The following is an 11,311-nucleotide window of genomic DNA, read 5'->3' on the forward strand; positions in this document are numbered from 1 at the left end:
AGTGATTGCCTCTTTGACTGGATATCCATTCATATTAAATGGGTTATCTGTAGCAAATATTTAGGAAAATGGTATTACTTTCTCAGCTTTGACAACGAGAGAGTTGCACGTCAAACTTTTGAGCTTTTGAATTCACAGGTGGCAATTAACTTTTATTCAGCGATCGTATTTTGGGATGAAAAACGCCCGATTAAATCCAGCATTTTAAATTGTCTTAATCTAGCAAGGCTGGTCGATTGGGATTTTTTAACCGCAGATGCAAGCTGATAAACGCAGATGAGTACACAGGAATTCCTTATTATCAAAAGCAAAGAAACCGGGTTTTTTACCCTTTCTGCGGGTGTAACGAAGTATTTCGCAAAAAAACCCGGTTTCTGACTACTCGTGCGTCAGCCTTATAAACGTAAAATATCGTTTACGGTTGTTTCTGAATGATTAAACCGCAGAGAACACAGAGGACACAGAGTTAGAGATTTAGAGAGATGAATAATTTCTATGTCAATGGATTTGAGATCGGAACATTTGTCATAGCAATCCGCGATAGCGAATAAACACCAAAAGCACCGCCCACGATCCTAATGCGACTTTGACTGCAACCAGGATATTGAGCAAGGGGAGAATGCCACCGCTGAAAAGCGTGCCTAACTCTCCGTGGGGTAACTCATATCCTGACAGAGTGATAACGGACAATACAATGAAAACAAGTACCGAAACCTTCTCCAAAGTCGCGGCGTGCCAGCGCTGGTAGATTTCTTGCATCCACTGCGGTGATGAGGTAATCGCTACCAAGCCGATCGCAGTTCCGCCCGCTACACCCGCTGCAAAACCACCGCCTGGACTTAAATGCCCGCGAATTGCTAGTTCGATACCCACCAACGCGGCAATCGTCGCTCCCAATCGCGCCAAAATAATCGATGGTTGATCGGTAAACTGATATATGGCGCAGGACGGCTTTTCATTGGCTAGCATAAAACTTGCACCCAAGATGGCTATCGTAAATACCACGACTTCAAAGATCGTGTCGTACAGCCGATTTCGCAAAATGATACCGGAAACTGCATTGGTTACTCCACTATCTTGAACAACCAATTCGACGATCGAACTTTGCTGCGATAACTCCATTGTGGGATTGGCGATTAGCAGCATTTTGACAAACAGCGCTATCCCTGATAAAAAGTAAACCCACTTCATCAATGTTTGTCCTCTGCGTCTGGTGTATTTACATAGGTTAGGGTTGTCCCCGGTGATGAAAGTTCGGTTTGCATGATGTCGTAGACACGCCGAACTCTGATTGCGGTGTTATAAAGTTGCGCTTCGCCGCTGTGTTCTAGTTGGTTTTCTGGGGAACAAGCTGCATGAACTTCTTTTTCCATCAGCGCCCGCTGCAATGCCTGTGCACTCGCATAGGGAACCAGTTCCAGGCGCATATGGCGTTTCTGAAAAACTGTGCGGATGTCATCTATCAGTTGCTTAAAATGACCTGCGGTTTTGTTGTTTGGTATAGCATCGCCCTCTGTCGCCTCTTCGATTACACCCAGACGCAGCACGAGGGATGAACGCACCGTCACTGCATAAAGTGTAATCGCGAGCAGGGTGCCCATCAAGGCTTCGGTCAAGCCCACATCCCCCGCGCCTAAAATTGTATACACCAAGGCCGCGATCGCTCCCAATACCCCCCGCAGTACCAATGCGTGGTATGGATTGACCTGAAATACCACCATACCAGCAGCTAACGGTAGCAGAGCGACGAGGACATAAATGTAGCTATTATCGTTCATAGTTACTCCCTGTTTTGGAACAATAGGCCAACACATATCCCAGCATTGTGTTCCAGATTGCTAAGCAAATGATCGCCAGAATCAGCAGGGGCCATTTATTAGGTATTTTCAGCAGCAATCCGACGAGGATCGCCATCGAACCCAGCGTATCTGATACCGAAAGACTGTGCAGTTTATATAAAACCGATCGCTTCCCAAGTAGGAAAGAAGTACCCCAAAACCAGAAAAAAATCCCTATACCGATGCAGGTATAGCTCAATACATCTATTACGATCATGCTTCAGTGATACGTTTGATTATTTGTGCCAACAACATCAATCCAGCATTACCCACACTTAGGATAATCGCCGCCACCACACCGATCATCCAATCATCGCGCCAGACGGATATGACGAGAGCGATGATTGCCGCCTTGGTCGAAATACTGGCAAACGCCAACATTGTTTGCCAGATATCATGATCTTTCCATACCTCGTACATGGGTATAAGGAGAGCCAAAATCATGGCAATTAAAATCAAGTTGTTTAAGTTGTTCAATTGTGTGCACTCCTGATTTTTTCTTACTTAGCTCAATCGAAATTATTCATTTCTCTCTTCTCTTCTCTTCTCTGACTCTGCGTCAAGAGCGGTTAAATCCTTCAGAAACAAAGTTTAGCTATGTGTTTGATGTCCGTCGCACTCGGTGTACTTCGTAAAAACCCTCTTCGTGATATTTCACGACAATCGTCTTAGGAGTAAAAGTAATCAGGAGGACATCTAGGAAGATCAGCAAGGGCGCTCGATGGTTTGGCACTTTTTCCATGATCACATCTTCGTGTCTGTGGGGACGGAAGATGAGTTCAAAAGCTTCCAGATAAGCTATCGGAATCGCCCTGAATATATTACCCGACACCCCCAACCATTCCCTCAAAGGTTCCGGGGGTGCGTAGCTGCGCGGCAACAGGAAAGCAATGATGAAGCCGATCGCAATATTTGCCAAACTAAAATCGGCAGTAAGTAAAAACCAGATCGTCAGTCTTAATATTAGCTGTCCAATCATGTGGGTAATGCCATCCAGAATAGTAGGAGGGAAATCAAGCTCATAAAACCGACCAAATGATCGAATTCTTCAAGCATACGTGGCAGTTTGATTGCTGTTCGTTGAAAAATTAGAAAATAGGCTGACCAACCAACGCCGATGATGGCGATCGCCTTAAGCATATTTTCCAGCGTATAAGCCTGAAGATCAAAAGCATTGGCTCCAATCAGCCCAGCTAGCAACAGCAACACCGCAGGCCAAAAACCGGGTTTGGCTGCTGTTTGTCCGCCACGGGGTAGAAAGATGAATTTAGCAAAAGAGATTGCTGTTCCGACTGCTGCGACATTCATCGCGATCACTTGCCAGGAACCCAAATTCTTCACCGTCAACACCTTTGCCCCAAAGCCAACCAACAAGGGAAACCCAGAGATTGATAAGCTAGCTATGACTAAGGCAATCCAGATATTGGTATCGATCGGCTTCTGTTTCAATTCTTTCAGATTACGACTCGGTAACGATCCTGCAATCAGAAACAGCGACGATTTGACCAAACCGTGGGCCAGCGCATAAAACCCACCCACGGACGGTGCAGCGAGGATAAAGCCCAACTGCGAAACCGTGTGAAAAGCCAACATCCGTTTGCTATCTTTTTCTAAAACGGCATAGAACACGCCCAGCAGCGCCGTCCCGACGCCAAAGATTTGGACGATGGGTGCCACCTCCTCCACCATCAGCGCACAGCGCACGAGGGGATATACCCCCGCTTTGACCACAATCCCTGACAGCAAAGCCGACACAGGCGTTTCTGCTTCCGAGTGAGTTAACGGTAGCCATAACCCCGATACAAACACACCTCCCTTAACCAAGAGTCCCATAAAGATCAGAGCGATCGCCTCTGGGGGTGCTGCACCCAAGCCTGCAAAACTAAACGAATGACTTGCCTTATAAACCAGCACGGCACCGACTAGATAAAATAGCATTGCCGTGTTGCTAATAAATAGATAGCGCAAAGCCACCCAAATCGAGCGATCGGTGCGAGGATAGGCAATCAAGAGAAACGCCGCAATGCCGCTGACCTCTAACCCCACATATAAACTGATAAAGTCAGTAGAGGCAAATGCCGCATTCAGGCTGCCGTGTACCATCAGAATCTGTGCATAAAAAAATGCCGTCTTATCTGTGGGCCAACAGTAGATAATCACCGCTGCTGTGACTAAGGCATTGGTTAAGATAAAATAGCCACTCAAGCGATCGACTAACAACGTGACACTGAAATTATCCAGTAAATCCAGCGTCACCGCTGACGGCATAGCAAAAAGCAGGAACGCATAGGCAGCGGACGCGATCGCTCCGAATATTGCGAGATACTTGTCAAACTTCGGAATCAAATAAATAGTAAATCCGACCAAAAACGGGAGTCCAATCCAGGCTAGCGTCAGGGTATTCATGGGGTATTATTCATCTCGATTTCGTTACTTTCTAATGTCGGATTATCTCGTGCCAGCTTCATCACACTGACCAGCATTAAAGCCTGAATCGAAAAGCCGATCACGATCGCCGTTAAGATCACCGCCTGGGGAACCGGATCGGCGTAAGCGACATTTTTCCCCTTTGAAATAATTGGTGTCAGCCAGCCTTCTCGCGATGCCACCACCACGTAATAGGCTATAACCCCTGTACTCATGACATCCATACAGACGATTTTCATGATCAGGTTCTTTTTGAAGATAATACCAAAAAATCCGCAAAATACTGTCGCCAATACCAATGCTTCTAACATGGAAATTGCCTGTTGGATAAGGGGTTTTTGTTATTATATTTGAAGAGACGTATATTATTTCTAATGAAACTTAGACATTTTCTAGCCGCTCAAAGACCTGAAAAGCTGTCTAGGTAAGGGAAAGAGTTTGATGCCCTGTCAGAGCTGAAATCCTTGTCAGCTCTGGATAGAACCCAATTCAAGCTCAAACCCTTTACCTGTCTTTGTTTGCAGCAATTTTTAACGTAATTTTTGTCTAAGTCGCGTTACGACAACGAAATCTGATCTTCCATCAAAATCGGTATCAGACCACTCGTGCCTCCAGGACTATAATTGTGATACTTGCGTCCAGGATTGTTCAATTTAACTGGGGCGAACATCACTAAGTTCAATCATTCCGCAAGGCTGCGATCGGGTCTAAGCGAGCCGCATTCCGAGCCGGTAGCACTCCAGCCAATAAGCCTACAGTAAAGGATAGCCCAAAACCTGCTGCGATCGACCATACAGAAACCACAAACGGAAATTTGAACGCTGTCGAGGCCCCAAAGGCGATCGCAATTCCCAACCCAATACCCGCCGTTCCCCCCACCGTGGAAACTAAAATAGATTCCGCCATAAATTGAATGAGAATTGCTGCATTAGTAGCGCCTACTGCTTTGCGAATCCCGATTTCCTTAGTGCGTTCCACAACAGACACCAACATAATATTAGCAATACCGATACCGCCCACCACCAAAGAAATTCCGGCGATCGCTCCGATCATAACCGTAAATAAACCTATCACATTGCTAAAAGTATTAACTATTTCAGCTTGATTGACAACTCGAAAATCATCCGGTTGTGGCGGATAAATATTGTGGCGCAAGCGCATGATGTTTTCTACTTGAAATTGAGCATCAGCTAAATCCGCTTCGCCCGCAGTTTCCAACCAAAAACCCGATATCGCAATCCCCGCTAAAGAATTTCTCCCCACAATCCTCGAAGACATATTTTTGAGGGGAATATACACTCGATCGTCCTGATCGGTTCCCCCTACAGACCCCTTGCTTTCCATCACTCCAATGACCTTGTAGCGGTTTCCCTGAATGCGAATATCGGAGGAGAGCGCATTAGCTCCGGCTCCAAAAAGTTCGTCCCGCACTTTAGAACCGAGGACAACTACTGGCTCAGCAGCATTCAATTCATCCTCGTTAAAAAACCGTCCTTGTTGAGGTTGAATGTTCTTGACATCGGGATAATTTAAATCCGTTCCCAAAATAGCAGTAAATGAATTTTGTCCGCCATAAACGACTTGCACTTGGCGCTGCAAATAAGCCGAAATTGCCTTAACAGCAGGAGCTTGTTTGCCGATCGCCCTAGCGTCATCCCAAGTAAGGGTAGTAGCAGAACCGCTTCCCTGACTGACACCGCCCGATCGCGAAGCACCGGATAACACCAACAGCACATTCGTACCCAAAGCCTTTAACTGTTCTTCAGTTGATTTTTGTACTCCCTGTCCCACCGAAGTAATGGCAATTACCGAAGATATCCCAATAATTACGCCCAGCATAGTTAAACTGGTACGCAACTTATTATTCCACAGCGCCTCTGTCGCCATGAACGCGATTTGAACGTTAGAGATTTTGTTGGTGCCGGGGCGAGTCTGTAATTTCATGTTGTTTGTTATTTATTATTTATTATTTGGTGGCAACTTCTAAGAAGTATGCCTAAATTGGTACCTAATTTATCACCTGACGATGCAACCGGAAACGATATGATTTGTGGTACGACTCGCCGGGGGTTAAAACCCCCGTCTCATAGAAGACAGTCGGTTGAAACCGACTGAAAATTCGTCTGAAACTGATGTAGATCAACTAAATCTTCAGTCCTCTTGAGCGAGGACTTTCGCTATGAGACAGGGATTTCAATCCCTGGCGGACTCTACGACGAACCAACTAGCCCCGACTGCGCGGACTAACTAACGCAAGCGCGTTCCCCCACCCGGTTGCAAACCCGGAATCCCGCCCGGCGATGGATTTTGGGATCTAGGCCGCAATCCGGGGGGTAAACTAAGCAGCACTTTTTCATCTCCTTTCAAACCCGATCGCACTTCCGTCTTATCATCCACCGTCATACCAGTCTTAATCGGCATAAAAGCAGGTTTACCATCTTCTCCACCCGGAACAAAAACCCCCGTTTCCCTTTGTTGGCGGACAATTGCCGCAGTCGGAACTACCAAAACATTTTTGAGTTCACCAGCCTTAAACTCAACATTCACATTCATGCCCGATCGCAGGATTTGTTTATCATCATTAATAATTGCCGCTTTTACCTCAAAACTTGTCACATTTTGCTGGACGATCGACTGAGGCGAAATTTGAGTGATTTTACCTGTAAAAGTCTTTCCCGCAAAAGCATCGGCTTGAATAGACGCAGCCTGGCCGATCTGAATCTGAGAAATATTAGTTTCTGCTACGTTTGCTACTAATTGATTTTTTGAAGCTAAGGACAAAATCGAAGAAGAAGTCGCCGAAGAAACCGCACTACCTGCCGTAGTGGGAGTCACAAAAGCGCCCGGATCGGCGTACTTGCGGGTAACAGTGCCGGTGAAAGGAGCCCGCAGCACAGTGTCGTTAATCTGCGCTTGAACGCTTTGCAGGCTGCCTCTAGCGGCGAGAACTTGGGCGCGGGCTTGGGCGATGTCTTCGGGGCGGGAACCGGCTTCTAGCAGCGCCAAAGCTTGCTGTTTTTGCTCGACGGCGGCCTGGGCTGCTGCGATGTCTTCGGGGCGTGCGCCAGATCGCGCCAGGGCCAAAGCTTGCCGTTTTTGCTCCACAGCAGCCCGCCCTGCTGCGATGTCTTCGGGGCGTGCCCCCGATCGTGCCAGGGTCAAAGCTTGCCGTTTTTGCTCCACAGCAGCCCGCGCAGAAGCGATTTCTTCGGGGCGAGTACCCGCTTGCAGCAAAGCTACAGCTTGTTCAGCTTGCCTGACTTGGGTTTGAGCTCGATCGCGCGCGGTGCGGGAGTTGTTGACAACTTGCAAAGCAATCGCTCCGGCATTATAGAGTTCCTGATTTCTCTGAAAGTCTTCCTCTGCTTGGTTTTTGGCGTATTCGGCATCTCTGAGTTTGGCGATCGCTTGGGCGATGTCTTCAGGCCGATTGCCCTTGAGCAATTTTTGTAAATTTGCCTGTTGTTCAGCTAGTTGTGCCTCGGCTACGGCAATATCCTGGCTTCGATTGCCGTTGAGCAATTTTTGCAAGGTTGCCTGTTGTTCAGCTAACGCTGCCTCAGCTACAGCAATGTCTTGGGTGCGATTGCCGTTGACCAATTTTTCCAGACTTGCCTGTTGTTCTGTTAACACTGCCTTAGCCACAGCAATATCCTGCGATCGAGTGCCGTTGACCAATTTTTCCAGGTTTGCTTCTGCGGCTGCGAGTTGTCCGCGAGTTTGGGTAAGTTGCCCTTGGAGGTTGGAGTCGTCCATGTAGGCGAGAATCTGCCCTTGTTCAACTTGATCTCCTTCCTTGACAAGCAAACTTTTGAGCATTCCTGAAGTTTTGGGGCTGACGTTAACGGAACGTTCGGGCACAATTGTGCCGTTTGCCGAAACTGTAATCGGCAAATTCACTCTTTCGACAGCAACGGTTTTTTCCTTGCGTCTGGTTTCGCGGCTGGATTTGACTGTGAGTTGGCTGTAAGCTGTGTAGCCTACTCCTGCCAGCAGGGATGTGGCGAGGAGTCCGCTAAGCCAGGGAGTCAGCTCTTTTTTAATCTGAAAGTGCTTTACTAAGTACATATAAATTAGACCGATCGGGCGTCTGTTCAATTTAGACCGATCGGGAACAGAAAACGTTCAATTGAAGTCTCATCGAGTTTTTGCGTTTGTGGTGGCCCCAAGTCACTCACAGTCCTGGACGACTTAAACATGACTCTAGAGAAAGAACCTCACGCTAAAATTGATCCCACCTTCGGCACCCGCGAGCGTGTCACACCACGAATTTTGGGATGAGTGAGCATTTTGGGCTGGCGATCACGAAGCATAAATAATTGTTAACAATACTTCGGACAGTTTTTGATTGCCAACCGTATAATAAGGGTTTCAAGGCGATTCGGCTATCGAACTACCAATGGAAAATCGAGGGTTTCAGCCTAAGAACTAAAAACAGTCCGGACTATGGAAGCGATCGAGGTATAACAAATCATTGGAGCGGACAAACACCTATGATTTTAGTCAAGCTGAAGTTATCGGTGAGCGCAAAGCATAAATAATTGTTAAGCGATCGATGCCTAACGAATCATTGGATCTGACAAAATCGCAATATTTGAGGTTTGAGTCAGAGGCGATCGTTTTCCGCTCAATTTAGCCGTTAGGTTGCAGTTATTTCAAGATAGAGATGTTCCCTTAAAGTCATTGGGTAGTGATATATGGCTGAAATTAAGAACAGAAATAAATTAAGTCAAAAATTTTCTAATTGCTTTGAAAACCAGCTTAAACCCATCGTGCAGTTCTTGATATATTTAAGAGTGCCTCTGACAGTTGCAATCGCAGCTTGGTATTTTTTTACCCAGATTGATCAAACCATTGAGGTCTATCGTGTAATTGCTTTCGATAAGAATGTAGCTCAGGCAGTTTTTTCTACAGTATTTGTTGTTTTGCTTTCACTTGGTGTGTGGTTCGCCGCACGTTTACATGAGAAATGCTATGAAGCTCGTCTTCCTGAATTCTACAAGCCAAAATTCGATTGCTTATACAAAAATGCACCTCGTTTGCTAGGTACTATACCACTGGGTAGCCTTGCTTATGGTACTTGGGCTACCCAAAAAACATTGCAGAACTTATCAGATCCTACTCCCAATATTTTTTTGCTATTGTGGATGTTTAGCAATATAGTTTTATTAGTAATTTTATCTTATTTAATAATAAAACGTATTGAACTTTTAAAAGACTCAAAGTGCCTAGGTTCCTTTGCCTCTAATAAGAAGGGGGAAGGTCTATTTGGGCAAAGATTTGAAAATATCTTTGTTAATCTAGCCTGCTTTGTTTTTATTGTTTTATCTTTGCCTATGATCGTGGCAGCAAAAGATTCACAGTTGTCTTTTGGTTTAGTTGCTGTTTTTGTGTTGCTCGTAGTTTTTAATGTGGCGCTGTTTTCTTGGCAACACACGCTAAAATCACGAATTACAGTTGTTAGGACTTGTTCAATTTCTCTACTGGCATCCCTCGCATTAGGGTTGATAATGCCTCCGACATTTCTTCCCGATCTGCTGGGATCAATTAGTGTGGTGGCAATATCATTGACGATTGTGGTGGTTGTTTTTTCAACAATTTACGACTGGGGTCTGCAAACCAAAATACCTGGGATTACGATTCTCATCGTGTTGATTCTTGTTTCTAGCAATTTTAATTTTAATGACAATCATCGCTTTCGACAATTTAGCAAACCCGAAAAGTCAGTCCTTCCAGCTTTAGAATCTAGTTTTCAGCAATGGTTAGCTAATCGCCCCGATCTCGATCAATTCTCAAATAAACCCTATCCTGTCTATATCGCTGCGGCTCAAGGTGGGGGTATCTATGCCGCTTATCATGCAGCGACAGCCTTCACAAAGCTAACAGAATATTTTCCAAGTTTTCCTCAGCATATATTTGCAATCAGTAGTGTTTCTGGCGGTAGCTTGGGGGCTTCTGCTTTTTCAAGTTTGGTGAAATTTGGTGGAATTAGTGGTAAATCCCTTAGCCAAACAGCTAGCAAACTGTTTAGCAGTGACTTGCTTACGCCCCTCCTAACGATGGGGCTATTCCCTGACCTGATTCAACGATTTATCTTTTTCCCAATATACGATTGGGATCGGGGAAGAGGTCTGGAAGTTGCGTTTGAAAAAGCTTGGGATAAGCTGTCTCTTCCAAATCAAGATAATCCCTTGCGGCAGTCTTTTTACCAACACTGGCAGCCCCAGGGCATAGCCCCTGCACTGGTTCTCAACACAACTGTTGTCGAAACTGGCGATCGCCTAGTGATCAGCCCCTTTCAGATTAACTTGCCCAACAAAGAAAATATTGCCATTGATGAACCCGATCTAGATTTGAGACTGAGTACAGCGGCTGGCCTCAGTGCTCGTTTTCCCTACTTCACCCCTGTAGGGTGGTACCAACGCAGTAAGGACAAAAGTAAATTGCATTTGGCTGATGGCGGTTATTTTGATAATTCTGGTATTCCTACTGCTTTGGACATTGGACGCAGCTTACAGCGACTTAAGGGTTACGGAACAACCTTTGAAATTGTCTACCTATCCTTAATTGATGGGCAATTTAACGAGCCTACAACTCAACTCAAGAGAGAAGGACTGAACGAGGCTTTATCGCCAGTTCGTGCCTTGTTTAGTGCGCGCAAGTCCCGCAGCCGCAGTGCTGTTGAGTTGTCTACGTTCACGGTCAATGATGGGATTGATGATCCACTCAAATATAAATTCAGAACCTTGTTCCTGAAAAAGTCAGGTGATGGCGTTAAGTTGCCTCTGGGTTGGCTCATCTCTAAGCACTCAAGGGACTTTATCGATCAGCAGACACCTGACCCCAAAGCAAGACCCTGTGATATCAAAAAATTCCGACAAGCCATTGCAAACGGTCGGGTGGTTATGGATGACAATCATAACCTTTGTGTGATCACATCGATTGGCAACGATTTGAGTTAGATTAAGCTAATACCATTTTCCTAAATATTTGCTACAGATAACCCATTTAATATGAATGGATATCCAGTCAAAGAGGCAATCACT

The 11,311-nt window shown here is 45.8% G+C and carries 10 protein-coding genes and 1 pseudogene; 2 read left to right on the forward strand and 9 right to left on the reverse strand.

Going from position 1 to position 11,311, the window contains the following annotated elements; translation table 11 throughout:
• Positions 1-267, forward strand: a pseudogene (locus tag QUA10_RS27770) (hypothetical protein); the annotation flags it as partial.
• A 258-nt stretch (positions 268-525) separates the two neighbouring features.
• Here the strand turns inward: QUA10_RS27770 and QUA10_RS27775 are convergent.
• The 9 genes from QUA10_RS27775 to QUA10_RS27815 form a co-directional block, all read right to left on the reverse strand.
• Entirely contained in the window at positions 526-1,191 is a 666-nt protein-coding gene (locus tag QUA10_RS27775) for a Na(+)/H(+) antiporter subunit B (RefSeq protein ID WP_333085734.1), read from the reverse strand.
• Positions 1,191-1,778, reverse strand: coding sequence for a DUF4040 domain-containing protein (locus tag QUA10_RS27780; RefSeq protein WP_333085735.1), 588 nt, complete (start codon positions 1,776-1,778; stop codon positions 1,191-1,193). Before QUA10_RS27780 ends, QUA10_RS27775 begins: the two co-directional genes overlap by 1 nt.
• Positions 1,768-2,055, reverse strand: coding sequence for a monovalent cation/H(+) antiporter subunit G (locus tag QUA10_RS27785; protein WP_333085736.1), 288 nt, complete (start codon positions 2,053-2,055; stop codon positions 1,768-1,770). Before QUA10_RS27785 ends, QUA10_RS27780 begins: the two co-directional genes overlap by 11 nt.
• A complete protein-coding gene (locus tag QUA10_RS27790) occupies positions 2,052-2,282 on the reverse strand; it encodes a hypothetical protein (protein WP_190739580.1) in 231 nt (76 codons plus the stop codon). The genes QUA10_RS27785 and QUA10_RS27790 overlap by 4 nt, the downstream gene beginning before the upstream one ends.
• Positions 2,283-2,433: 151 nt before the next feature.
• Positions 2,434-2,817 carry a Na+/H+ antiporter subunit E gene (locus QUA10_RS27795; RefSeq protein ID WP_333085739.1) on the reverse strand — a complete coding sequence of 128 codons (384 nt, stop codon included), beginning with the start codon at positions 2,815-2,817 and terminating at the stop codon, positions 2,434-2,436.
• A complete protein-coding gene (locus QUA10_RS27800) occupies positions 2,814-4,244 on the reverse strand; it encodes a cation:proton antiporter (protein WP_333085741.1) in 1,431 nt (476 codons plus the stop codon). The genes QUA10_RS27795 and QUA10_RS27800 overlap by 4 nt, the downstream gene beginning before the upstream one ends.
• On the reverse strand, positions 4,241-4,576 hold the full coding sequence (locus QUA10_RS27805) for a cation:proton antiporter subunit C (protein ID WP_015176833.1): 336 nt from the start codon (positions 4,574-4,576) through the stop codon (positions 4,241-4,243). Before QUA10_RS27805 ends, QUA10_RS27800 begins: the two co-directional genes overlap by 4 nt.
• 367 nt (positions 4,577-4,943) lie before the next feature.
• Complete coding sequence (locus QUA10_RS27810; RefSeq protein WP_333085743.1) at positions 4,944-6,209, reverse strand: ABC transporter permease; 1,266 nt, start codon at positions 6,207-6,209, stop codon at positions 4,944-4,946.
• 303 nt (positions 6,210-6,512) lie between these two features.
• Positions 6,513-8,333, reverse strand: coding sequence for an efflux RND transporter periplasmic adaptor subunit (locus QUA10_RS27815; RefSeq protein WP_333085745.1), 1,821 nt, complete (start codon positions 8,331-8,333; stop codon positions 6,513-6,515).
• 629 nt (positions 8,334-8,962) lie between these two features.
• On the opposite strand from QUA10_RS27815, the gene QUA10_RS27820 reads away from it, so the two are divergent.
• A complete protein-coding gene (locus QUA10_RS27820; protein ID WP_333085748.1) occupies positions 8,963-11,227 on the forward strand; it encodes a patatin-like phospholipase family protein in 2,265 nt (754 codons plus the stop codon).
• The last annotated feature ends 84 nt before the right edge of the window (positions 11,228-11,311 follow it).

Origin of the sequence: Microcoleus sp. Pol8_D6, assembly GCF_036700965.1 — a bacterium.
Taxonomy (GTDB): Bacteria; Cyanobacteriota; Cyanobacteriia; order Cyanobacteriales; family Microcoleaceae; genus Microcoleus.

Excerpts from the sequence above, each read along its gene's own strand:
- QUA10_RS27775 (WP_333085734.1), bottom strand. The coding sequence starts at position 1,191 with ATGAAGTGGGTTTACTTTTTATCAGGGATAGCGCTGTTTGTCAAAATG.
- QUA10_RS27815 (WP_333085745.1), bottom strand. The coding sequence starts at position 8,333 with ATGTACTTAGTAAAGCACTTTCAGATTAAAAAAGAGCTGACTCCCTGG.
- QUA10_RS27800 (WP_333085741.1), bottom strand. The coding sequence starts at position 4,244 with ATGAATACCCTGACGCTAGCCTGGATTGGACTCCCGTTTTTGGTCGGA.
- QUA10_RS27785 (WP_333085736.1), bottom strand. The coding sequence starts at position 2,055 with ATGATCGTAATAGATGTATTGAGCTATACCTGCATCGGTATAGGGATT.
- QUA10_RS27820 (WP_333085748.1), top strand. The coding sequence starts at position 8,963 with ATGGCTGAAATTAAGAACAGAAATAAATTAAGTCAAAAATTTTCTAAT.
- QUA10_RS27790 (WP_190739580.1), bottom strand. The coding sequence starts at position 2,282 with ATGATTTTGGCTCTCCTTATACCCATGTACGAGGTATGGAAAGATCAT.
- QUA10_RS27810 (WP_333085743.1), bottom strand. The coding sequence starts at position 6,209 with ATGAAATTACAGACTCGCCCCGGCACCAACAAAATCTCTAACGTTCAA.
- QUA10_RS27805 (WP_015176833.1), bottom strand. The coding sequence starts at position 4,576 with ATGTTAGAAGCATTGGTATTGGCGACAGTATTTTGCGGATTTTTTGGT.
- QUA10_RS27780 (WP_333085735.1), bottom strand. The coding sequence starts at position 1,778 with ATGAACGATAATAGCTACATTTATGTCCTCGTCGCTCTGCTACCGTTA.
- QUA10_RS27795 (WP_333085739.1), bottom strand. The coding sequence starts at position 2,817 with ATGATTGGACAGCTAATATTAAGACTGACGATCTGGTTTTTACTTACT.